At 60.2% G+C, this 24,637-nt stretch carries 18 protein-coding genes; 10 read left to right on the plus strand and 8 right to left on the minus strand.

Annotated features, from left to right (window positions below; genetic code table 11):
• Positions 1-29 precede the first annotated feature (29 nt).
• Positions 30-2,708: an alpha-ketoglutarate dehydrogenase gene (mdeB, locus tag ACUN0G_RS30810; protein ID WP_445575231.1), complete on the minus strand. Its 2,679-nt coding sequence runs from the start codon at positions 2,706-2,708 to the stop codon at positions 30-32.
• 191 nt (positions 2,709-2,899) lie between these two features.
• Between mdeB and ACUN0G_RS30815 the strand changes: the two genes are divergently transcribed.
• The 3 genes from ACUN0G_RS30815 (at position 2,900) to ACUN0G_RS30825 (ending at position 5,791) form a co-directional block, all read left to right on the plus strand.
• Positions 2,900-3,826, plus strand: coding sequence for a class I SAM-dependent methyltransferase (locus ACUN0G_RS30815; RefSeq protein WP_445575232.1), 927 nt, complete (start codon positions 2,900-2,902; stop codon positions 3,824-3,826).
• 149 nt (positions 3,827-3,975) lie between these two features.
• On the plus strand, positions 3,976-4,695 hold the full coding sequence (pcsA, locus tag ACUN0G_RS30820; protein ID WP_445575233.1) for a phosphatidylcholine synthase: 720 nt from the start codon (positions 3,976-3,978) through the stop codon (positions 4,693-4,695).
• A gap of 316 nt (positions 4,696-5,011) precedes the next feature.
• A complete protein-coding gene (locus ACUN0G_RS30825) occupies positions 5,012-5,791 on the plus strand; it encodes a TSUP family transporter (RefSeq protein ID WP_169388171.1) in 780 nt (259 codons plus the stop codon).
• Here ACUN0G_RS30825 and nudC read toward each other — a convergent pair.
• From nudC to ACUN0G_RS30845, 4 genes are all read right to left on the minus strand, one after another.
• Positions 5,759-6,592: an NAD(+) diphosphatase gene (nudC, locus tag ACUN0G_RS30830; RefSeq protein ID WP_445575234.1), complete on the minus strand. Its 834-nt coding sequence runs from the start codon at positions 6,590-6,592 to the stop codon at positions 5,759-5,761. The genes ACUN0G_RS30825 and nudC overlap by 33 nt on opposite strands.
• Before the next feature lie 6 nt (positions 6,593-6,598).
• The gene (locus tag ACUN0G_RS30835) at positions 6,599-7,411 is read right to left on the minus strand and encodes a crotonase/enoyl-CoA hydratase family protein (protein WP_093209382.1); all 813 of its coding nucleotides are present in this window, start codon (positions 7,409-7,411) and stop codon (positions 6,599-6,601) included.
• Positions 7,412-7,634: 223 nt separating this feature from the next.
• On the minus strand, positions 7,635-8,930 hold the full coding sequence (locus tag ACUN0G_RS30840) for an ATP-binding protein (RefSeq protein WP_445575235.1): 1,296 nt from the start codon (positions 8,928-8,930) through the stop codon (positions 7,635-7,637).
• Between the two features lie 3 nt (positions 8,931-8,933).
• Positions 8,934-9,635, minus strand: a complete 702-nt coding sequence (locus tag ACUN0G_RS30845; RefSeq protein ID WP_003214048.1) for a response regulator transcription factor — start codon at positions 9,633-9,635, stop codon at positions 8,934-8,936.
• Between the two features lie 305 nt (positions 9,636-9,940).
• Here ACUN0G_RS30845 and ACUN0G_RS30850 point away from each other — a divergent pair, with 305 nt between their 5' ends.
• The 7 genes from ACUN0G_RS30850 (at position 9,941) to ACUN0G_RS30880 (ending at position 17,961) form a co-directional block, all read left to right on the plus strand.
• Positions 9,941-11,098, plus strand: a complete 1,158-nt coding sequence (locus tag ACUN0G_RS30850; RefSeq protein ID WP_445575236.1) for an efflux RND transporter periplasmic adaptor subunit — start codon at positions 9,941-9,943, stop codon at positions 11,096-11,098.
• A 12-nt stretch (positions 11,099-11,110) separates the two neighbouring features.
• Positions 11,111-14,209, plus strand: a complete 3,099-nt coding sequence (locus ACUN0G_RS30855) for an efflux RND transporter permease subunit (protein WP_445575237.1) — start codon at positions 11,111-11,113, stop codon at positions 14,207-14,209.
• 53 nt (positions 14,210-14,262) lie between these two features.
• On the plus strand, positions 14,263-14,904 hold the full coding sequence (locus ACUN0G_RS30860; RefSeq protein WP_445575238.1) for a DUF1345 domain-containing protein: 642 nt from the start codon (positions 14,263-14,265) through the stop codon (positions 14,902-14,904).
• Between the two features lie 76 nt (positions 14,905-14,980).
• Positions 14,981-15,820, plus strand: coding sequence for an AraC family ligand binding domain-containing protein (locus tag ACUN0G_RS30865; protein WP_445575239.1), 840 nt, complete (start codon positions 14,981-14,983; stop codon positions 15,818-15,820).
• Positions 15,821-15,874: 54 nt separating this feature from the next.
• Positions 15,875-16,480, plus strand: a complete 606-nt coding sequence (locus ACUN0G_RS30870) for a LysE family translocator (RefSeq protein WP_445575240.1) — start codon at positions 15,875-15,877, stop codon at positions 16,478-16,480.
• 129 nt (positions 16,481-16,609) lie between these two features.
• Positions 16,610-17,410 carry a hypothetical protein gene (locus ACUN0G_RS30875; RefSeq protein ID WP_445575241.1) on the plus strand — a complete coding sequence of 267 codons (801 nt, stop codon included), beginning with the start codon at positions 16,610-16,612 and terminating at the stop codon, positions 17,408-17,410.
• Positions 17,411-17,520: 110 nt separating this feature from the next.
• Positions 17,521-17,961 carry a hypothetical protein gene (locus ACUN0G_RS30880; protein ID WP_445575242.1) on the plus strand — a complete coding sequence of 147 codons (441 nt, stop codon included), beginning with the start codon at positions 17,521-17,523 and terminating at the stop codon, positions 17,959-17,961.
• Positions 17,962-18,024: 63 nt separating this feature from the next.
• On the opposite strand, the gene ACUN0G_RS30885 is transcribed toward ACUN0G_RS30880, so the two are convergent.
• From ACUN0G_RS30885 to ACUN0G_RS30895, 3 genes are all read right to left on the minus strand, one after another.
• Complete coding sequence (locus tag ACUN0G_RS30885; protein WP_445575243.1) at positions 18,025-20,280, minus strand: autotransporter outer membrane beta-barrel domain-containing protein; 2,256 nt, start codon at positions 20,278-20,280, stop codon at positions 18,025-18,027.
• 244 nt (positions 20,281-20,524) lie between these two features.
• On the minus strand, positions 20,525-22,504 hold the full coding sequence (locus ACUN0G_RS30890; protein WP_445575244.1) for a hypothetical protein: 1,980 nt from the start codon (positions 22,502-22,504) through the stop codon (positions 20,525-20,527).
• A gap of 151 nt (positions 22,505-22,655) precedes the next feature.
• Positions 22,656-24,608 (minus strand): hypothetical protein, encoded by a 1,953-nt coding sequence (locus ACUN0G_RS30895; protein WP_445575245.1) that lies wholly within the window; start codon positions 24,606-24,608, stop codon positions 22,656-22,658.
• Positions 24,609-24,637: the final 29 nt, after the last annotated feature.

The following is a 24,637-nucleotide window of genomic DNA, read 5'->3' on the forward strand; positions in this document are numbered from 1 at the left end:
TAAGGCTCGACAGCTGCTACGGGGGGGGATCAGAGTTTCCAGGGGGCTTCGCGATCGGTCTGCAATGCGTACCGCTCGATCGCCTGCTGACACACGCCCCGCTCCAGGCTCCCCTGCTCCGCCAACGCCGTCAGCGCAGCCAACACCATGTGATGGCGGTCCACCTCGAAGAAATCCCGCAACGCGGCCCGGGTATCGCTGCGACCAAAACCATCCGTCCCCAGCACGGTGTACGCCGAGTCCACGTACGACCCAATCATCTGCGGCACCGCCCTTACATAGTCAGACACCGCCACCACCGGTGCGCCCTTGGGCAAACAGGCCGCCAGGTGGCTGCGCCGCGCCGGCTGTTGCGGGTGCAGGCGGTTCCAGCGCTCCACTTCACGGGCGTCCCGGGCCAGTTCGCTGAAGCTGGTGACACTGAAGACCTCAGCATCAATCTGCCAATCGTCCGCCAGCAACTGCGCCGCTGCCTGGGCTTCGCGCACCAGCGTGCCCGAGCCGAGCAAGCGAACCTTGCCATCAGGCTGCCCGCTGAGCCGGTACATGCCTTTGATGATCGCCGCTTCGACGCCTGCCGGCAGGCTCGGCTGCGGGTAGTTTTCGTTCATCAGGGTCACGTAGTAGAACTCGTCCACATCGTGCTCCAGCATCTGGCGCATGCCGTGGTCGAGGATCACCGCAAATTCGCCAGCGAACGCCGGGTCGTAAGCGCGGCAATTGGGCACGGTGGCCGCGGTGAGGTGGCTGCTGCCGTCCTGGTGCTGCAAGCCTTCGCCGCCCAGGGTGGTGCGCCCGGCAGTGGCCCCCAGCAGGAAGCCACGGGCACGCTGATCGGCCGCGGCCCAGATCAGGTCGCCGACGCGCTGGAAACCGAACATCGAGTAGTAGATGTAAAACGGCAGCATCCGCAGGCCATGCACCGAATAACTGGTGGCCGCCGCGACCCAGGAGCTGATGGCGCTGGCTTCGCTGATGCCTTCTTCGAGGATCTGCCCGTCGGTGGCCTCGCGGTAGCTGAGGATCGAGCCGATGTCTTCCGGCTCGTAGCGCTGGCCGACACTGGAATAGATGCCGATCTGCTTGAACAGGTTGGCCATGCCGAAGGTACGCGCTTCGTCCGCGACGATGGGCACGATACGCGGGCCGAGGGCCTTGTCCTTGAGCAGGTTGGTGAGCATGCGCACAAAGGCCATGGTGGTGGACATTTCCTTGCCGTCCGCCTGGGTGGCAAACGCAGCGTAACCCGACACTGGCGGAACGCTCACCGCAGGCGCCTGCTGGCCACGGCTCGGCACATACCCACCGAGGGTGGCACGGCGCTGGTGCAGGTAGCGCATCTCGAGGCTGTCTTCAGCCGGTTTGTAGAAGCTCAGGGACTCGGTCTGCTCATCCGACAGCGGCAACTGGAAGCGATTGCGGAAGGCGATCAACGCCTCGCGGTCGAGCTTCTTCTGCTGGTGAGTGGTCATCTTGCCCTGCCCGGCTTCCCCCATGCCGAAGCCCTTTTTGGTCTGGGCCAGGATTACCGTGGGCTTGCAGGTGACCCGGCGTGCGGCGTGATAGGCGGAGTGGATCTTGACCATGTCATGGCCGCCACGCTTGAGCCGGTCGATCTGCTCGTCGCTCAGGCCTTCAACCAGTTTGGACAGCGCCTCGCTTTGGCCGAAGAAATGTTCGCGGTTGTAGGCGCCGTCCTTGGCGGCGAAGGTCTGGAACTGTCCGTCCACGGTCTGCGACAAGGTGCTCACCAGCGAGCCGTCAGCATCCTTGGCCAGCAAGGCATCCCAGTCCGAGCCCCAGACCAGCTTGATCACGTTCCAGCCGGCACCGGCGAACAAGGCTTCCAACTCGTCGATAATTCGCCCGTTGCCACGCACCGGGCCGTCGAGCCGTTGCAGGTTGCAGTTGACCACCCAGGTCAGGTTATCCAGGCCTTCACGGGCAGCCAGGGTCAGGGCCGACATGCTTTCCGGCTCGTCCATCTCGCCGTCGCCGAACACGCCCCATACGTGGCGGTCGGTGGTGTCCTGCAAGCCCCGATGCTGCAGGTAGCGCATAAACCGCGCCTGGAAAATCGAGCTGATGGGGCCAATGCCCATGGACCCGGTGGGAAATTGCCAGAAGTCCGGCATCAACCACGGATGGGGATAGCTGGACAGACCACGGGCGCCTGCCTTGCCGGCGCCGATTTCCTGGCGATAGTGGGCCAGGTCAGCCTCGCTCAGGCGGCCTTCAAGGAAGGCGCGGGCATAGATGCCCGGGGCGGAGTGCGGCTGGTAGAACACCAGGTCGCCGCCGAAACTGTCGTTGCGCGCACGGAAGAAGTGGTTGAAGCCCACTTCGAACAAATCGGCCGCGCTGGCGTAGCTGGCGATATGCCCGCCCAGTTCGCCATAGGCCTGGTTGGCGCGCACCACCATGGCCAGGGCGTTCCAGCGCACCACGGAGGCCAGGCGCTCTTCTGTGGCCAGGTCGCCGGGGAACGGTGATTGCTGCTCCACGGCGATGCTGTTGATATAGGGCGTGCCGTGCCGGGGTTTCCAGGCGATGTGCGGCGCGCCGCCGGCCTCCGCCAGCATGTCGAGGATCTCCCGCGCCCGCGCCGGCCCGGCGTTGGCCACCAGGGAGGCCAGGGCATCGCGCCATTCGGCCAGTTCTTCCTGGTCCATCGCTGTCTGACTCACTGCGTTCGCGAAACCGTTCATGGGCACCTCCGGGCTTTTTTTCCAGTTTATGTCGGTGCCAGGGGATTTTTTGACTGTTATACGCAGCCTCTCACAGCCTTTTGAGCACAAATCACTGCCAATCGACCAATTCAAAGCACGTTGTGCTTGAAGCCCCGAAAACCCCGCAATTGTGTTTAAAATGCCGCCCGCTCAATGACCGACGCTGCCCGATGAACCCAGACGCACTTGCCACGCTGCACACCCACTTGCTGACCGCCCTGCAAACCGTCCCCGCCGAGACCCGGCGCCTGTTTCACGGGCGTGGCCGCTGCTGGCCGGGCCTGGAGCAACTGACGGTGGATTGGCTGCAAGGTGTGGTGCTGGTCTCGCTGTTCAAGGAGCCTGACGCCGCGGAGCTTGAAGCGTTGAAGCAAATGCTGGTGCAGATCGACTGGTCGTCCTACGGCGCTCACACCGTGGCGCTGCAACACCGTTACCTGCCGCAAAGCACCACCGAGTGGCTGCTGGGCGAGGTCGTTGACGAACTGACGATCACCGAAGGCGGCCTGCGCTACCTCATCGACCTGGGCAAAAAACAGAACAGCGGGCTGTTCCTCGACATGCGTTATGGCCGCAACTGGGTGCGTGAACAGGCCCAAGGCCTGCGGGTGTTGAACCTGTTTGCCTACACCTGCGGCTTCTCAGTGGCCGCCATCGAAGGCGGCGCCGAGCATGTGGTGAACCTGGACATGGCCCGAGGCGCCCTGAGCCGTGGTCGCGACAATCACCGCCTGAACGGTCATGACCTGAGCAAGGTGACCTTCCTCGGCCACGACCTGTTCAAGTCCTGGGCCAAGGTCACCAACAGTGGCCCGTACGACCTGGTGATCATCGATCCGCCCTCGTTCCAGAAAGGCAGTTTCCTGCTGACCAAGGACTACCAACGCGTACTGCGTCGCCTGCCGGATTTGCTCACGGTCCAGGGCACGGTGCTGGCGTGCATGAACGACCCGGCGTTCGGTGAAGACTTCCTGATCGACGGCGTAACCCGCGAAGCGCCTGGCCTGCGCTTTGAGCAGCGGCTGGAAAACCCGCCGGAATTTCCCGATATCGACCCGCAAAGCGGCTTAAAAGCGCTGGTGTTTCGCCAAGGCTGATGCCGAAACGTCCTACGCTTGCTACGCTTACCATTACGCCGGGTGGTGAACCTTATCCCACCCTTCCCGGTCGATACCTGCACACTCTGGCCAGATTCGACGGTGTTACCCCGTCGGCTGCCCTGTTTCACCTTTTGGAGAACGCCCCTGTGATATCGACCCTGCATGTAGCCCGTCTCAAGGCCTGGGGCGCCCACGGTTTTACCGCGACCGGCGTAGTACTGGCTTTCCTGGCCACCCTGGCATTGCTCGACAACCAGCCCAAGGCCTGCCTCTTGTGGCTGGGCCTGGCCCTGATCGTGGACGGGGTAGACGGCTCCCTCGCACGACGGGTGAATGTTCAAACGGTACTGCCAAGCTTCGATGGCTCGGTATTGGACCTGGTGATTGATTACCTGACGTACGTGTTTATTCCGGCGCTGTTTATCTATCGCTATATCGCCCTGCCGGACTTCACCCCGTTGTTTACGGTGTCGGTGATTCTCGTGTCGTCGCTGTTCTGCTTCTGCAACGTCAACATGAAGAGCAAGGACAATTACTTCCAGGGCTTCCCTGCCGCCTGGAATGTGGTCGCGCTGTGCGTCTACATCATCCAGCCAGCGGCCTGGATCACCTTGCTGACGGTGATCGTGCTGGCGCTGTTGACCGTCACGCCGATGAAGTTCCTGCACCCGTTCCGGGTCAAGCGCTTCATGCCGCTCAATATCGCAGTGACCACCATCTGGCTGTTGTGCAGCCTGCTGCTGGTGATCGATTTCCCGTACACCAATCGCCTGACGCTGGGCCTGTGGTTGCTGATGTCGGCGTACTTCCTGGGGATTTGCTTCTGGCGCACCGGCATGGAGTGGCTGGAGAAACGTCGCGCCTGAGGGGATCGTTCCCACGCTCCGCGTGGGAATGCATCCCGTGACGCTCTGCGTCACCCAGGACGCGGAGCGTCCAAGGCGGCATTCCCACGCAGAGCGTGGGAACGATCAGACACATAAATAGCCAGGCGGGCACGCTTGAAATGTGGGAGCGGGCTTGCTCGCGAATGCGCAGTGTCAGTCACCGGATAGAGTGGCTGACCCACCGCATTCGCGAGCAAGCCCGCTCCCACATTTGGATCGCCTCGCCCCAGGGTTATGGGTAAGATACCGGCCTTTCGCGCAGCCCTTGCTGCGCCCTGCCGACTAAGTCTTGCCCATGCCCTTCGAACTCAGCGTTGACCTCACCACCCTGGCAATCCTCGCCGTGGTTGCCTTTATCGCCGGTTTCATCGATGCCATCGCCGGCGGTGGCGGCCTGCTCACCACGCCTGCCCTGCTGACTGCCGGTATGCCGCCGCACCTGGTGCTGGGCACCAACAAACTCAGCTCCACCTTCGGCTCAGCCACCGCCAGCTTTACCTTCTACCGGCGCAAGCTGTTTCATCCGCGCCAGTGGGTGCATGCCATCGTCGGCACGCTGATCGGCGCACTCACCGGCGCCGTCGTCGCCCATTACCTGCCCGCCGAAACCCTGAACAAGATGCTCCCGGTGATTGTGTTCGGCTGCGGTTTGTATTTGCTGTTCGGCGGCACGCCCAAGGCGGCGCTGGATAACGACGCGCCGATCAAGAAGAAATGGCAATCCACCCAAGGCTTCGGCCTGGGTTTCTACGACGGCGTGGCCGGCCCCGGCACCGGGGCGTTCTGGACCGTGAGCACCATGCTGTTGCACCCCATCGACCTGGTAAAGGCCAGTGGCGTGGCGCGCAGCATGAACTTCGTCAGCAACGCGGCGGCGCTGACAGTGTTCATTTTCAATGGTTCGGTAGACTGGATTGTCGGCCTGTGCATGGGCGTGTCGGTGATGTGCGGCGCGTTCTTTGGCGCACGCAGCGCTATCAGCGGCGGCGCCAAGTTCATTCGCCCGGTGTTCATCACCGTCGTGCTCGGGCTGACGGTGCGCCTAGCCTGGCAGCACTGGTTCAGCGTGGCCTAAGCGACGGGCCAGGTAGAGGTCGATCAGGTAGCGCGCAATCGAGCGCGACGCCGGCAACGGCGGCAGCTCATGGATGTTGAACCACTGCGCGTCTTCGATTTCGTCGGCCTGGGGCACGATGTCGCCGCCGGCGTACTCGGCGTGAAAGCCCAGCATCATCGAGTGCGGGAACGGCCAGCACTGGCTGCCCATGTACTGGATGTTCTTGACCTCCACCTGCACTTCTTCACGCACTTCGCGAATCAGGCAGTCCTCGGCCGACTCACCCGGCTCGGCAAACCCCGCCAGGGTGCTGTAGACGCCTGTGACAAAGCGCGGCGAACGGGCCAGCAGGATCTCGTCGCCACGGGTCACCAGCACGATCATGCTCGGCGAGATACGCGGGTAGCTGCGCAGGTCACAGGCCTGGCAGAACATCGCCCGCTCCCGTGGCACCTGCACCATCGCCTGGCCGCAGCTGCCGCAGAAGCGGTGTTCACGGGCCCAGGTGCCGATTTGCGCGGCGTAGCCGAGGACTTTGTACAGCGTGTGGTCGCCTTGCAGCATGAACGCCCGCAGGCCCTGCCAGCCGCAACCCGGTACATCGGCGGGGCTATTGAGCTCCAGCAGGTACACCGGCTCGCCGTCCAGATGGCCGATGCCATGCTCGGCAAACACCGAGAGGTCCTGGCGCTTGAGCCATTCCCGGGGAAACAGCGGGCCGTTCTGGTCGTGTAAAAAGCCTTCACGGCTGTGGGCCACGGCCCAGCCGCCCGGGGCGTCGTTGTCCAGCAGCGTTGTGGTAATCCAGCCTGGGGTCATGTTCAGTCAATCCACGAAGTCGGGTTTCTGCTTGCTCATATGGGCCGCGATGGCCACGCGCAGGTCGTTGGATTGCAACATAGCTGAGTTCCAGGTGGCAACGTATTCCAGGCCGTCATTGATCGTGTGGTCACGCATGTAGCTGATCATCGCCTTGGTGCCGGTGACCGCGATCGGGGATTTAGCGGCAATTTCCCGGGCGATGTCCATCACGCCGGCCAGCAGGCTCTGGTGATCGCTGTACACGCGATTCACCAGGCCGATGCTGCGCGCCTCTTCGGCACCAAACTGGCGGCCGGTGTAGGCCAGTTCGCGGAGCATGCCGTCGCCGACGATGCGCGGCAGGCGTTGCAGGGTGCCGACGTCGGCGGCCATGCCGATGTCGATTTCCTTGATGGAGAATTGCGCGTCTTCGGCGGCGTAGCGCATGTCACAGGCGCTGATCAGGTCGATGGCGCCGCCGATGCAGTAGCCGTGGATCGCCGCGAGTACCGGCTTGCGGCAGGTGTCGACGGCGTTGAAGGAAGCTTGCAGTTCGAGGATCTTGCGCCGCAGCAGGCGCGCGTTACGGCCTACGTCCTTGCCGAATTCGTTGGCTACCGAGGCCAGCATCATCAGGTCGATGCCGGAGGAGAAATGCTTGCCGGCGCCGCTGATGACCACGGCTCGCACCGCGTCGGTGTCTTCGACCCATTGGAAGATGTCGATGATCTCGGTCCAGAACGCCGCGTTCATCGCGTTGATCTTTTCCGGGCGGTTGAGCTGCACATGGGCGACGTTGCCGCTGAGTTCGACGACAAAGGCTTGGTATTCGGACATGGCAGTGATCCTTGACTGGCGGCTGGAATAAGGGCCGAACTATAACAAGGGTGTGTGACGGCGGGTAAGGCTGTGCATGCGCCAAAAGCGGGACTGAAGACCGATGAAGATCACATGTGGGAGCTGGCTTGCCTGCGATGGCGGAGTGTCAGTCAACAAAGATGCAAGCTGACCCACCGTTATCGCAGGCAAGCCAGCTCCCACAATGGTTTTGTGGTGTTCTTCAGCTCGGTAGCCAGAGCCGGAACCGGGCGCCGCCCAATGGCGAGGCTTCGGCCGTAAGGGTTCCGCCTTGGGCCTCCAGCGCCCGGCGGCTGATGGCCAAGCCCAGTCCAAAACCGCCGGTGGCGCGGTCACGGCTGCGGTCCAGCCGGTAGAACGGCTCGAAGATCCGCTCCCGCTCGTCCACCGGAATACCAATCCCGTCATCGTCCACCCAGATCTCACAGCCCTTGGGGCACACCTTCACTCCCACCTGAATCCGTCGCTCGCAATAGCGCATGGCGTTGCGCAGCAGGTTTTGCAGGGCCCGGGCGGTCAGGCGCGGGTCCAGGGTGAAGCGTTCCACCGCGCAATCCAGCACCACGTCGATCACGATATCCGGGTTTTCCAGTTCATCGTCGACGCTGCCCAGGATGCTGTCGATGAACTCGTCAAGTACCACTTCCACCCGCTCGGGTGTATGTGCCGGGTTTTGCAGGCGGCTGTAAGACAGCAGCTCCAGCACCAGTTCGTCCAGCTCACGAATGTGCGCCACCAGCCCTTGCAGCCGCTCGCGGCTGGCCGCAGGGAGGTCGTCGGACAGCGCGAGCGCCAGGCCGAAGTCCAGGCGCGTCAGTGGGGTACGCAGTTCATGGGAGACCGCATTGAGCAAATCGCGTTGTTGATTGAGCAGCTGTTCGATGTCGTTAGCCATGGTGTCGAACACCGCTGCCAGGCTGCCGATGTTGGAGCTGGGAGGGATTTTTGTGCGTGCCGCAAGGTTGCCTTGCCCCAATTGCGCGGCGGTGTTTTTCAGGCGCTCCAGGTCGCGCCAGTGGGGCCGCAGCCAGAACAGCAGGCACGCCAGCAGCGCCGCGCCGATCAGCACGTTCATGCTCCAGTACAACAGGTTCATGTCCAGCGGGTCCGGCGGGACCGAGACCTTGACCACCAGTTGATCGTCCAGCGGCGAGCTGACGTCGTCCGCCCAGCCCCACTCGCCCAGGCGAACAACCATCTGGTCCTTTTCCAGCAGGCGCTGTTCTTCCGGGGTGTAGCTGGCGTCCTGGATGCGCAGCAGTTGCACCTTGAGCGGGGCAAAATCCGCCGACAGACGCACGGTGACATTGGCCCACTGCTCCATGGGCACCCGCTGGTATTCCTTGACGATCAGGCTTTGCATCCCCCGGGACTGCTCGATGTTGTAGCTCATGTATCGGTGTTCAAACAGCTGGATCACCGCTCGGGGCACCAGGTAGATCGCAGCAGCGAAGGTAACGATGGTGATCAGGTACAGCCGAATCAGGACGCGAAACATGGCTCAGCATTCCCACTCGGAACGGCTGAACAGGTAACCCTTGCCCCACACGGTCTTGATCTTGCGCGCCTCGCCCGCGTGGTCGTCGAACTTGCGCCGCAGCTTGGAGATCGCCACGTCCACCGAGCGGTCGGTGCCGTTGAATTCGATACCGCGCAGGCGTTGCAGGATCTGGTCGCGGCTGAGCACTTCGCCGGCGTGCCGGGCCAGCACCACCAGCAGGTTGTATTCACCGCTGGACAGCTCAACCGGCTGGTCGCGCCAGGTCACGGTGCGTTCCGACAGGTCGATGCACAGGTTGCCCATCAGGATCTGGTCGTTGGCCACCTGGGGTTCGGTGAGGCTGCTGCGGCGCAACAAGGTCCGTACACGGGCGAGCAATACCCGCGGCTCGCAGGGTTTGGTGACGTAGTCGTCGGCGCCCATTTCCAGGCCCAGCACCTGGTCGTGGCTGTCGTCCCGGGCGGTGAGCATCAGGATCGGCAGCGTGGCCGAGTCGGCCCGCAGCAACCGGCAGACTTGCAGCCCGTCGAGGCCCGGCAGCATCAGGTCGAGGATCACCAGGTCCGGCGGATTGAGCCGCGCGCGCTCACGCACATGGTCGCCACGGCTGAGCACGCTGACGTGATAGCCGTTGCGTTCCAGATAACTGGCGATTAATTCGGAGAGCGCTGCGTCGTCTTCCACCAGAAGAATGTTGGGCATGGTATTTCCAAATAATACAATTTCTGAGTAGTACGCAAATCCAATGTGGGAGCGGGCTTGCTCGCGAAAGCGGTGTGTCAGTCGCCGTATGCGTTAACTGAAACACCGCTTTCGCGAGCAAGCCCGCTCCCACATTTGATCTTCGGTGTCAGGAAGATCGTGTAAGGTTCGGCGGTTATGAAGGATATACGCCCGCGTGCATCTGTGGGCCGCACCTTACATTTCTTCACACACCACCTACAGAGCTTCACAGCACTGTGGCGGGGGCGACCGTAGGATGCGCCAGTCAATATTGGGATATGAGCATGTCGAAGAATCTGTTTGCGCCGTTTTGCCTGTTGGCCCTGACACTGGCGCTGAGCGCATGTGGCAAGTCGGCGGACGAAGCCGCCGAGGCACCGATGGCCAAGGTGCGGATCGAAACCCTTGAAGCCAAGCCCCTGTCCATCACCAGCGAGCTGAGCGGGCGCATTGCCGCGCCACGCATCGCCGAGGTGCGCGCCCGGGTGGCCGGCGTGGTGTTGCAGCGGGTGTTCAAGGAAGGTCACGACGTAAAACAGGGCGATGTGCTGTTCCGGATTGACCCGGCGCCGTTCAAGGCCGACCTCGACAGCGCCCAGGCCAGCCTGCGCAAGGCCGAGGCCAATGCGTTCCAGGCCCGCCTGCAAGAGCAGCGCTACAGCCAACTGGTGGAAGGCAACGCCATCAGCGGTCAGGAATACGACAACGCCCGCGCCGCCGCCCGGCAAACCGCGGCCGATGTCGCCGCCAACCAGGCCGCCGTACAGCGTGCCAAGTTGAACCTGGGCTATGCCACCGTCACTGCGCCGATTTCCGGACGCATCGGCCGCGCGCTGGTGACCGAAGGCGCGCTGGTGGGCCAGAACGAAGCCACGCCGATGGCGCTGATCCAGCAACTGGACCCGATCCACGCCGACCTGACCCAATCCACCCGCGAGCTGAATGACCTGCGCCGGGCCTTCCGCGCCGGGCACTTGAAGCAAGTCGGCCAGGACCAGGCCAAGGCCACGCTGATCCAGGATGACGGCAGCCTGTACCCGCTGCCGGGCAAGTTGCTGTTCGCCGAGATCAGCGTCGACCCGGGCACCGGGCAGATCATCTTGCGCAGCGAATTCCCCAACCCGGACCTCGACCTGCTGCCCGGCAGTTTTATCCGCGTGCGCCTGGAGCAAGCCGTCGACCAGCAAGGCATCAGCGTGCCGCAACGGGCGATCACCCGCGACAGCGCCGGGATTCCGATGGTGTTGCTGCTGGACGCCGAGCAAACCGTGAGCCAGCAACCGGTGGAACTGGGCTCGGTGGTCAATGACCGCTGGGTGGTCAACAGCGGCCTCAAGGCCGGTGACCGTATCGTCGTCGAAGGCCTGCAACACGCCCGCCCTGGCGAGAAAGTCCAGGTTGACGACAGCCCTGCGCCCATCGCCCAGGCATCCGGCCAATAAGGATCGTTAAACATGCCGCAGTTCTTTATTGACCGCCCGATCTTCGCCTGGGTGGTCGCCTTGTTTATCCTGCTGGCCGGCGCCCTCGCCATCCCGCAGTTGCCAGTCGCGCAGTACCCCAACGTCGCGCCGCCGAAAGTCGAGATCTACGCCGTGTACCCAGGTGCCTCCGCGCAGACCCTGGACGAAAGCGTGGTCAGCCTGATCGAGCAAGAGCTTAACGGCGCCGATCACCTGCTGTATTTCGAATCCCAGAGCAGCCTCGGTTCGGCCACCATCACCGCGACCTTCCAGCCGGGCACCGACCCGGAGATGGCCCAGGTTGACGTGCAAAACCGCCTCAAGGCCGTGGAGCCGCGCCTGCCCCAAGCGGTGACGCAGCAAGGCTTGCAGGTGGAGAAAGTTTCCGCCGGCTTCCTGCTGCTGGTCACCCTGACCTCCAGCGACGGCAAGCTCGATGACGTAGCGCTCAGCGATTACCTGGCGCGCAACGTGATGAACGAACTCAAGCGCCTGGACGGTGTGGGCAAGGCCCAGCTGTATGGCGCCGAACGCGCAATGCGGATCTGGATCGACCCGCAGAAGCTGATCGGCTTCAACCTGACCCCGGCCGACGTCAACGCGGCCATATCGGCGCAGAATGCCCAGGTATCAGCGGGCAGCATCGGTGATTTGCCGGGTACCAAGACCCAGGAAATCACTGCGTCGATCCTGGTGAAAGGCCAGCTGTCGACCCCGGCCGAATTTGCCGACATCGTGCTCAAGGCCAACCCGGACGGTTCCACCGTGCGCGTCGGTGACGTGGCGCGGGTGGAAATCGGCAGCCAGGAATACCAGTTCTCCACCCGCCTGAACGGCAAGCCGTCCACTGCGGTCAGCGTGCAGCTGTCGCCGGGCGCCAACGCCTTGAGCACCGCGACCCTGGTGCGGGCGAAGATGGACGAACTGGCGCGCTACTTCCCGGCCAACGTCGAGTACAAGATCCCGTACGACACTTCGCCGTTCGTGAAGGTCTCGATCACCAAGGTGGTGTACACCCTGGGCGAGGCGATGCTGCTGGTGTTTGCGGTGATGTTCCTGTTCCTGCAAAACATCCGCTACACGCTGATCCCGACGCTGGTGGTGCCGATCGCCTTGATGGGTACTTTCGCCACCATGCTGTTGCTGGGCTTCTCGATCAACGTGCTGACCATGTTCGGCATGGTGTTGGCCATCGGCATCCTGGTGGACGATGCGATTGTGGTGGTAGAGAACGTCGAGCGGATCATGGTCACCGAGGGCCTTTCGCCCAAAGAGGCTACGCGCAAGGCCATGGGCCAGATTACCGGGGCGATTGTCGGCATCACGCTGGTGCTGGTGGCAGTGTTCCTGCCGATGGCGTTCATGCCGGGTTCGGTGGGCGTGATCTATCAGCAGTTCTCGTTGTCGATGGCCACCTCGATCCTGTTCTCGGCATTCCTCGCCCTGACCTTGACCCCGGCCCTGTGCGCGACCTTGCTCAAGCCGATTGCCAAGGGCGAGCACCATGAGAAAGGCGGCTTTTTCGGCTGGTTCAACCGGCGCTTCGAGCAGTTCACCGACCGCTATGAAGGCTGGGTGGCCTATGCCCTCAAGCGCAGCGGGCGTTACCTGCTGATCTATCTGGTGTTGGTGGTGGGCCTGGGGGTGCTGTTCAGCCGCCTGCCCTCCTCGTTCCTGCCGGTGGAAGACCAGGGCTACACCATCACCGACATCCAGCTGCCGCCGGGTGCGAGCAAGAACCGCACGGTGCAGGTGGCCGAGCAGATCGAGGCGCATAACGCCGGCGAGCCGGGTGTGGGCGATACCACGATGATCATGGGCTTCAGCTTCTCCGGCTCGGGGCAGAACGCGGCGCTGGCATTTACCACGCTCAAGGATTGGTCGGAACGCAGCAGCAAGGATTCCGCCGCCGCCATTGCAGACCGTGCCAACGCGGCCTTTACCGAACTGAAGGATGCGATTGCCTATGCGATTCTGCCGCCGCCGGTAGATGGCCTGGGCACCTCCAGTGGTTTCGAGTTCCGCCTGCAAGACCGTGGTGGCGTGGGCCATGCCGCATTGATGGAGGCCCGTACCGAACTGCTGGCCGCTGCCGAGAAAAGCCCGATCCTGGCCAACGTGCGTGAAAGCGCCCTGGCCGAAGCGCCGCAAGTGCAGCTTGAGGTGGATCGCAAGCAGGCCAACGCCCTGGGCATTTCCTTTGCCGACATCGGCAATGTGCTGTCCTCGGCCATCGGCTCGGCCTATATCAACGACTTCCCCAACCAGGGCCGCATGCAGCGGGTGGTGGTGCAGGCCGAAGGTGATCAGCGCAGCCAGGTGGCCGACCTGATGAAGATCCATGTGCGCAACAACGCCGGGAAGATGGTGCCGCTGTCGGCCTTTGTCGAAGCGCGCTGGATCCAGGGCCCCGCTCAGTTGACCCGCTACAACGGTTACCCGGCCATCGCGATTTCCGGTGAATCGGCGCCGGGCCACAGTACGGGCGAGGCGATGGAAGAAATTCAGCGCCTGGTCAGCCAGTTGCCTGCGGGCCTCGGCCAGGAATGGACCGGCCTGTCGTTGCAGGAACGGTTGTCCGGCTCCCTGGCACCGCTGTTGCTCGGCTTGTCGCTGCTGATCGTGTTCCTGTGCCTGGCGGCGTTGTATGAGAGCTGGTCGATTCCGACCTCGGTGCTGCTGGTGGTGCCCCTCGGCGTGCTCGGCGCGGTATTGGCCGTGAGCTTGCGCGGGATGCCCAACGATGTGTTCTTCAAGGTCGGCCTGATTACCATCATTGGCCTGTCGGCGAAAAACGCGATCCTGATCATCGAGTTCGCCAAGGATTTGTATGACCAGGGCGAAGACCTGGTCGATGCCACGCTCAAGGCTGCACGCCTGCGTCTGCGGCCGATCATCATGACGTCCCTGGCGTTTATCCTCGGCGTGGTGCCGTTGGCGATCGCCACCGGCGCCAGCTCAGCGAGCCAGCAGGCGATCGGCACCGGGGTGATCGGCGGGATGATCACCGCGACGCTGGCAGTGGTGTTTGTGCCGGTGTTCTTCGTGGTGGTGATGAAGCTGGTGAAAAAGCGCCACAAAGACAGCTGAACAAAGGACTCAGGTGGGCTAAGGTAACGCAAACCCTGGCCCATCGAGTTCCCATGCCCTTCCTCGCCCGCACCCACCCTCGCCTGTCCTCCGCCGCCGTGTTGGGCCTGGCGGTGGGCCTCCTGGCTCCGGCCGATACCATCATCAGCAAAATCCTCATCGGCTGGAACGCGGGCGTCTGGACCTACCTGGTGCTGATGCTCTGGCTGACCAGCCATTCCCGCGCCGACGATGTAAAACGCATCGCCGAGATCGAGGACGAGAACGCCGGTCTGGTGCTGTTCATGGTGTGCATCGCGGCCATCGCCAGCCTGGCGACCATCACCTTTGAACTGGTGGGCAGCAAGGACCTGGACGCCACGACGCGCCTGTTGCACTACGGGTTTACCGGGCTGACGGTGATCGGTTCGTGGCTGCTGATCGGGGTGATTTTCAGCGTGCACTACGCGCGGCTGTATTACACCTGGGACGGCCCCGAGCCGGCGTTGCGTTTTGCCGAGGATTTGCGCACCCCCAATTACTGGGACTTCCTGTACTTCTCGTTCACCATCGGCGTGGCGGTGCAAACCGCGGACGTCGGGGTTGCCACGCGCACCCTGCGCAAGGTGGTGCTGGGGCAATCGCTGATCGGGTTTCTGTTCAATACGGCGATACTGGGGTTCTCGATCAACATTGCCGCCGGGCTGTTTGGTTGAGCTGCACAAAACTTCTAGACGAGCGTCCGCCCGGGCGCGCTAACTGGCGACAACGTTTACCTGCCATCGGTGCTTTATGACCGCCCACAACTGGATCGACCTGTCCCAGGACGCCGACACCGGCATCGAAACCCTGCGTGCGCATTTCGAGGGCCATGCCTACGATCCGCACTGGCACGACAGCTACCTGGTGGGCGTCACGGAGCAAGGCGTGCAGCAATTCAATTGCCGCAGCACCCGGCACCAAAGCACCCCCGGCAAGGTGTTTCTGCTGGAGCCAGGGGAAATCCATGACGGCCACGCCCCCACCGAAGCCGGGTTTACCTACCGCATGCTGTACCTCGACCCGCAGTGGTTGCAGCGGGAAGTGGCGGCGGTGTTCGAGGAAGCCCCGGCCAACAGTCAGCTGGGGTTTGCCACCACCCTTGCCAGCGATCCACGCCTGGCGCTTGCCACCAGCCAGGCGTTTCAAAGCCTGCACAGAGGCGAACTGCGCATCGTGCGCCAACACGCCCTCGACCACTTGCTGGAACGCCTGACCGGCCAATTGCACTGGCGCCAGCGCTATCACCAGGACCCGCGCCTGCCTCTGGTGGCCCACAAGGCCCGCGAATATTTGCATGCCCATCTGCATCAGGACGTCGGCATGGATGAGCTGGCCTTGGCGAGCGGCGTAGACCGCTTCCGCCTGACCCGTGCCTTCAAGAGCGCCTTCGGCCTGCCGCCCCATGCCTATCTGGTGCAACTGCGCCTGGCCCGAGCTCGCCATTTGCTGGCCAAGGGCGAGCAACCTGCCGAGGTTGCCAGCAGCCTGGGCTTTGCCGACCAAAGCCATTTGGGCCGCTGGTTTGTGCGGGCCTATGGCATGACACCGGCCGCGTACCGCAAGCGCTGCTCAAATCTTCCAGACAGCTAGCGGGCTGCTTGTGAAGATCGACTCCATTGCCTTGCTGATTGGAGTCACACCACCATGTTCCCTACCCTGCTGCCCTTTCTGTTATTCGCCTTCGTCGCCTCCATCACCCCCGGTCCGACCAATATCCTGGTACTGAGCAACAGCGCGCGTTATGGGCTCAAGGCTGCACTGCCTATTGTGTTGGGTGCCTGCATGGGAGCGGCGGGGATTGTGTTGCTGGTGGGCTCGGGCGTGGGCCAGTCGCTGGCGCAATTGCCCTGGGTGCAGGCCACGATGCAATGGGTGGGCGTGGCCTGGCTCAGCTATCTGGCCTGGCAGATCTACCGCGCCCCGGCCGACGCCATCGACCCGAACACCCCGCAAAAACGCCTGGGCCTGGTGGGTGCCGCCAGCCTGCAATGGGTCAACCCCAAGACCTGGATGATGGCCCTGGCGGTGGTCAGTGTGTTTGCCGGCAATGGCGACGAACGCCAGAGCCATGTGCTGTACCTGTCGTTGGCGTTTTTTATGATTTCGTTGCCGTGCCTGGGAGTGTGGGCGCTGCTGGGGGTGGGGTCGAGCCGGGTGTTTCACTCGGCCAAGGCCATGCGGCGCTTTAACCAAGGCATGGCGTTGTTGTTGTTCGGCTCCGCCTGGCTGAGCGTTTTAGCGGGGGCATAGAAAAGGCGACGAATGGCGAGCAAACCTGTGAATTCTGACAGTTGTGGACAAGGTGTTAATGGCGCTGAATAAAACCACTTGTCAAAAAGCACGGGCCTGGCCGGATATCAGGGCCTGCGGGAGCACGCCATGTCACCACCCGTTCCGTTAAATAAGAACCTGATCCTGAATGGAAAATTTATCGACCATGGAACCCATTGGACGGCCACCGCGACACTTCCCGGCAGGGTGGATTTTTCCCAGCACAGTTGCATCGTCAGAACTCAAGGAATGGCCGAGCAAACGGTGCGGGTGGTTGACGCAACGGCCTATACCCTCAGCCTGTTTACGCTGATCACTTACAGAGGTGCCGGTTCGATAACCGTGGTTTTTCAGCCTTCGGGGGTCAATGAATCGATATCGATGTCCGGCAATCAAGGCTGGTTGCGTCAGTCATTAACGTTCACGCCTCCCACAGGCACTGTCAGCGCAACCGTGCAATTGACAGGAACGTCGGGGGACGTTTGGTTCGATAACGTCAGGCTGGTGGAGGAAGAAGGAACGACCATACCGATTGAGTTGATCCGTAACGGGGACTTTTCACGCAACAGCGATGAATGGACTCCGTCACCGCCGCCCAATTTCGCGACCTTCCACGATCAACGGTGTCAGCTGAATCTGGGCGCTTATATCGAGCAGGACATCAGGGTCGTTCCCGGGCAGGCGCTTGTCTTCTCTATCGATGCGCAAACGCCAACCGGCGGCCATGGGCTTGTAAAGTTTCATATAGCCCCCGATCACGTACCTGAGCTCGAGTTACGCGGAGAGGGAGGCTGGGATACATACACCTACTCATTCACCATCCCCCTCGGGGTTCATGATTTCACGCTGCAAATACTGGGCATTACTTTTCTGGTCGTCGACAATATTTCAATAAAGGCAATGGAATGAAAGCGCGTGCAAACGAGGCAACCGTAAACTGTCGTATTTAACAGGCCTGTCCCATGTGGGCAATGATGCCTTCCCAGGACATTTATTGACGAAAGCGGGAGACTATAACCATGAGTACTGCAACTGCATCTGCGGTAAGTGAAAAAAGCCGGGCCACTACACAAGTTTATTTCAAGGGAAAGATTGGCCCTCAGGATTTCAACGACGACGCCCCCCAACATACCCTTCATTCCGGGCATTGGTGGGTTGAGGCCACTCAGCGAGACATAGGCATTGGCAACCGTCGGCGAGTGGTTATTTTCAAGTACCTGGCGGATCGAAATCTATTGCCCTCTGGACGGTACACCTTGAGGCTCGACGAGCCTGATGATCGTTTTTCAGTGGTTTACATGGAACTCAATGAGAACTCACCTCCCGCGTATACCGCTCAGCGAGGCCTTATCGAGTTTATGCATAGCAGAGAAACCAACCATGTCAGTGGTGCCCTGGACGTTTACTACGTTGACGTCAATGGGCAGGAGCAGCGTCTGCAAATCCTGTTCAATGTCTGACCCCAAAAAAAACGCCCCGGAAACCGGGGCGTTTTTTTATCACTTGATCCAGGGCATTGTTGATTACCAGCTGTAACGCACGCCCACGTTGGCACCCCAGGGCTGATCAACACGCTTGCCTTTCGCATGTTCGAAGTCGGCATGCAACTGCAGGTTCTGAGACAAGGACACCGCAACCCCCGCACCGAATTCCGCACGGCTGCCCGAGAGATCGTTATTGAACGCCTGGTTATTCACCGACACCTTATTGTTCTTGGCAAACTCATGAGCGACCGCACCGCGCAAGTAAGGCTGTACAACGCTACCGCTATCGAGCACAAAATCACGGCCGACAGTCACCCCCAATTTACCCAGGACCGAGTGGGTGTGATCGCCCTTGGCCTGCATCCCGTTATCCAGTTGGTAGCTCTTGCCCTTGGCAGTCATCACCGACGCTTGGGCAAACGGCTCGACGAAGAACGCATCATCCAATTTGATATTACGCCCCACCTCTGCCGAAACACCCAGGGCATTAGTGGCGTAGTTACCCTTGGCCTCTGTGCCATCGCTCAACCCCACCTTGGAGTCATTGCGCAGGTGGTTCACCTTGGCCACACCGTCAAAGTAGTAGCCGCTGTCTTCATCCATCCAGGTGGCATAGGCACCGATGTAGTAACTTTTGATAGTGCCCGACGTTCCACGGCCAACATCCAGGTCTGATTCACTGTGACCCGCCATGACCCCCAACAGCCATGGACTGTCCATCACCGGCATATCCGCGCCGAGGGAAAAACCACGCTGCGATTGCGTGTAGCCATTGCCGGCAGCGCCTTTCGCCTCGTACTTGTTGCCATAACTGCGGATCCATCCGCCGGACTCGGCACCGTTGTGACGCAGTTCACCCATACGGGTACGCAGAGAGGACAACTCGCCATACCACACGGTAGGCGCGGCATTGAACAGCGCCAGCACCGAGCGGGTGCCAGGGCTGATGACCCGCGACGACGGGTCGAGGAACCAGTCATTGCCGTCTTGCTTGAGCCCATAGGACCACGCCCCCACATCGACCGCACCGCCTACCAGCGAAAACTGCGCATCACCGCCACCGGTATGCACAATACGCACCTCACTCGCACTGACCGGCTCAACGCCGCTGCTGGATAGCAGCAATTGGTGGTTGCCGCTGGCGGAACCCGTGATGTTGAGGAAGTCGGTCAAGCCCCGAGCAAAATCGGTGCCCATCACAAACGTGCCGTTACCGGACAGGCTGGCCAAGTCCAACTGGTAAAAGGCGTCACTCGCACCAAACCTGATCATCCCGTCCGACAGGTTCAATGCGCCGACCTGGCTGTTGCCGGTCATGTCCCACAGTGACTGGCTACCGACACTCAACGACGAAACATTTTCCAGGCGACCGGTCAACGCAGCCCGGTTCTGCAAGTCCAGGTGTGTGGTACTGCCCGACTCAACAATCACGTTGCCCATCAGTTGGCTGTTGTCGACCCGTACCGTGGCCGAAGACCCATCCTTAACCTCAAGGAGGTTGCCGTTGCCACCGGACAGTGTCGAGCCATTGAGCACCTCAATCGATGCATTGGCCCCTCTGCCCAGCAGGCCTTCCACCACAATCGCGGCACCGGTTTCGCCGGTCACGCGGGTATTGTCCAGTACCAAGCTATTGCCAAGCGCACTACGGGGTTCATTCGTCAGGACGACGCCGTTGAGGCCGCCAGTGATGACACTTTGACGAGCATGGGCCTCTGCGCCCTGCAATTTCAAACCGAAACTGCCAGCGTCTATACCCTGCACGATGCTGCGGTCCAGGTTCAACACGCTGTGGCCTCCGACCACTGCACCGCCGGTAGCCCCGGAAACCACGCTGTCATTGACGGCCGCGTTGGAACCCACAACGGAGTCTGAGAAACGATTGACCACCAACCCATGGTAGTCAGCACTGGAAATCACGCTGTCGTTAATCAGCGCATTGCTGCTGTACAACGTGATGCCCGCATTGGAACGGCCGTGCGCGGTAACGCGGCTGCTGTCCACGTTGACGTTCGAGCCGGCCTGTGCGACGACCTTACCCTGGACCCTGCTCGACTCGCTCAGGTTCAGGTTGGAGCCTGAGGCATAGATGTTCAGCGTTCGTCCGTCTATCACGTTGAGCGTGGCATTTTCCAACGTATAGCTGTCGAGCGCGTCGTGAAAGCCAATGGTCTCGGTTCTATTTTCGATCAACCTCGCCTGGGTATGCGGGGCGAGCACCAACAATGATGCAATCGACGTGACTTTAACAACGATGGCCAAAGGGCTTAACTTAAAAACAGACTGGGTATTCATGATCACTCACTCGTTCAACAGGCGTTCCGCAACATAAAGTTCGGCCTGTTTCGAATGCAGTGAAACTGGCCAGTTAAGGCCCGCAAAACTACAGATGACTGTTAACGATGAATGTAGGATTTATCTGAACGCAAAAAGAAAAAGGCGCATCAGGAGTGACAAGGATGGCGTTACGTAACGACACAAGGAACGTATGACCGCCGAAAAAAAGGGCGCCGAAGCGCCCTTTGGACAACGTGCATGACTACTCTTCATCCTCTCCAAAAAGCACCAGATCTTCGCAGTAGAGCGGCGGCGTATTCTGGTTAGCGAACACCGTCCTTGTAATGCCAATATTGGAGGGCTGCTCAGCTCCGTCAATCGTCACAAAGTATTGAATTCGGACCGAATTTCGCCCGGCAGGCCTGATGACGGTGTCGTAAGGTTTGATCGTGACGGGGAAGCCACTGACAACCATATCCGACGTCAAAGGCTCTGACTCGAACGGTACAGGATCTCCCACCGGCATTTGGCCGGCCTGATCGCTGCACACCTGCCATTCCAGGCGGACAATCGCACCCTCCTCAAAATAAACCCTATTACCTGGCACTCTGACACTTGCCGATAAGTCGGCCCGATTCAAATCCGTGCAGGTCAAGTTCGCGCCCGCCTTGACGAACGTCGGTTGCTCCATGACTATCCTGTCGGCATTAACGACAACATCCTGGGAACGCGATCGTTGGAAGTTGTCGTTGACCGGCCAACTCAAGGTGTAGAACACAGGGACCGTGCCGTTTCTAACCTTCTTGATTGTTGCCCAAGGCACTGTAAGGGTGACGGTATCGCCAGGGCCTTCATCAGTCAGCGCCATTGGACCGAAGGAGTCCGCAAAACTGCCCCAATAACCGGTAATAATGATGCCCGGCATGGGTGGCGGGTTGTCCCACAGCACAATCTCGACGGTCGCCTCCTTGCCGAAGTCTTCCGACGGCAACTCGTTTTCCAGGTCGGGATCGCTCCCGTACACGAGCACCCGGTTGAGCTGAGAGTTTTCCGGGTCGGGCGTCGGGCTGGGGCCGGGGCTGGAAAGGTCCACTTTAATGGTCAAAGGAGGCGCGTCGTAGTCGGCGCCATTGCGATCCACCCGATACTCGATATCCGTGTCCGTTTCCCCAGTACCTTCATCATAAACCTTAAAAATGATGTCGGAGTCGACAGGCAGCCTCAAAGGAAACGGCGTGTAATCCCTGACGTTAAAGCGCCCCGCGGACTCACCGCCCCATGTGAGGTCGATGATATCGATGTCCTCTCGCACGTTGTTGTACTCACGAATTTCGACAATAACGCCTCCGGGCTCGTAAGCATCCTGCAAATCAATCAAGCCATCGCCAGGCAGTGCCAAGGGTACCCTCGCCTGCAACGGATCAGGCACTCCCACCACATTCACCCGGATGTCAGTGGGGAAAGATTCACTGCTCTTGTTACCGGCCAGGTCGGTCAGGATATAGAACAAAAAGTACTCGCCCGCTTTCAGCACTCGGATCTGGTCCCAGGGGATAACAAACTCAAGGTTATCTGTCACTGGCGTCGTGTCGATAGGTGTAGCAAATTGCACTGACGTATACCTCGAAAAGTAATATGTGATGGTGTCTCCCTCTGCTCTACCGTAATCCGGATAATCCGGAAAAGTGCAAACCAACCCTCGGTCGTGATCACTTATATAATCTTCGTCAATTTCTTCCCCCAGGTCGGCTGGAAATGACGGCGCACGCGGATTGGATGTGGGTAATCTAAACTTGTAAGGCGCTGTCTCATCAATCGCTAACGGCGCGACGCGTGAGGTCGTAGGGAGAGAGCTTTCATACAGGATATAAGCAATTTCGTGTTGCCCTTCATGCAGGAGGGAGGAAGGAATATCGAAGGTTACAATATCGTCCGGACGAATCAGATTGCCACGGCCCTCATAAACCCAGTCTTCCAACGGTTCTCCCCAGTTTGTCAGACCTTTAGCGCGCATTACCAAGTGCAGCTTGGCCTCCTTAAGGTCTACGCCAGGTGTCGGCGCCTCAAATGAAATAGTTAAGTTTTCTTTTGAGGCGCTTACGGGAATCAGCCCATCGTCGTTCAACGAATCGAACGCTGGCGCTTCAAACGCAAAAGTCCCCCCACCGTGCCTGGAAACATACTCTCGATTGAGTTTTCGAGAGGCAAGTGCGGCCTGTTGTTTCTTACTAAAGATAGTCATCTACGTTCTCCATAAGCGAATTATTAACGCCGGTTACCACTTCAATGTCACAGGCGAAACGGAAAATCGCTCGCCCAGAACCGAATAGTTGGCCCCGTCCCTAAAACACTTGAGACCACTATCGAAGCTCAATTTTATTATTTGGGCTGACTCACTCGTTCACAGGCGAATCCTGCTCACCGTCTTCGTCGGGACCGCAATAACGTCCACTGGAGTGGCGTTGGTCAATCTTGACTTGCCGCTCTCGGGCCTTGCCTATGACTCTGGCACCACGGAGCACGACGTAGGACACCAGTGCCGAGCTCCCGCGGCTTGTCGGATCGTCCGACCGTATGGGCTTTATCTTGTCTTCATAGTTATCTTGCTTGAATATATAACCGTTTTCCGCTTCTTCCGCCGAAAGGAAATGCGTTAAAGAGTCTTCGGTCCCGTCAATGGGGCCGGTGTAAAATCCCTCATAACCCTGCCAACTCAACGTGACCGCATCGCCCTCTCTGAACTGTGTATTGGCCGCAATTTCCACGGGGATGTGGTCCCACATGGGGGGCACAGTGTCACAATTTATCCACATCTGTGTAGTGGCACTGGGAAACCGAACTTGTGTAAGACTCAATATAGGAACCACGGCCACTGTCACGCTGGTGAAGTTGGCCAATTGTTCATTAACACCATTAGAGGTTGTGTAATAAACAGGCATTCTGTCGTCATTGCCTGAACCAATAATCACACTCCACGGAATATCACTGAACTCGACAATACTGCCTTCCACATCGCCCTTACTTACATCCACCGTATAGTGTGCAACCGGTACAGCGGTACTGGGAAAGTTACCCCAGTACAACGTCAACTCTTCCCCATCCTGGGGCCGGTGGTACAACGGAACACTGGCGTAAATACGCTGATCCCGATCACGTATATCAATATGGTTCTTTGTCGTGGAACCCTCGCCCCAGATCATCACGGCAGGCAGGTCGAGATTCAGCAGTTGCGGTGCACCGCTGTGGTCTTGCCCCGCCACCGTGAAGTTCCATGTGATCACCGTCGGTGGGCTGGGAAGTGTGGGGAGCGTTCCACCGGCGCGAGTAATGGTGTACGTGGCAACCCCGGAAGCTGGCCCCGCCCCCTGGGCAATCAACGTTTCCCAAGGAATTCGGACATCAAAGGGCAACTCTGTGACCTGCAGTGGCGATAACGTTGTAGAACCCCATGTAACCGTGACATGGTCATCCTCCTGCCAATTGTCGTACAGCACCTTCCCCACAACCCCAAGGCGCGCATCCTGGCGATTAATCGAGCCGTTAACCATCGCCGGAATGACCAGTGGCTGGAGGTCGGAGGGCGACGCGTCCAGGTTCACAACGACCGTTATCTGGTTTGATCGCGGCCCCGGGTTACCGGAACGATCGCGCAACACAATATGCATGTATTGAAGACCGTTTGGATAAAGGCGAAACAAATCCCCTGGGACGGGAAAAACCAACGGTTCAGTTTCAGTAGGAAAGTCAAAAAACCCATCAGGCGTATTCCGGTCGTGTGGTGGTGTCACATTCGAAAGGTAATACTCGACCCGGTCCCACGCGCGACGGCCGGTGTAAAAGGGTACTCGCATGTTCACAATCGGGTTCTCAGCCAGGTAATCCTCATCGATGAATTCAACGGGAAATTCAGGCCCCTGGGGGGAGGTATTATTGTTGGGTGGGGTACGGTCCAGCACTAACACGCGCGTTGGTGAAAAGGTGGGCAAGTTGCCCTGTTCAAGCACCTCATAACTCAGCAACACGGTGCCGTCGTTCTCCAGATACCGTCGCTCGACTGGAATACGCAGTGGAAAGAGATCTGGATCAATCGGGCCATTGAACCGCCTGTTTAGGAGCGGCTCCCCCTCACTACCACTTTGCCGCCAATGAACGATCAGGACGTCGAAGTTCCCCGCCGGCGCGGACTCTGGCCAAAGCTCCTCGATGACCACCTCAATATCCGAATCAAGGTACTCGCGCGGGATATACCCATCGAGAATGGGGGGCACGGCATCATCAAGGATGGGCACCTTGATCTCGGAAAAAGACAAAATATTGCTTCTGCGACGAGCATTGGAAGTGTTCATATAAATGTCCTGCCGACGATGCAAAGGAA

It is taken from the genome of Pseudomonas sp. 32A (assembly GCF_052682255.1).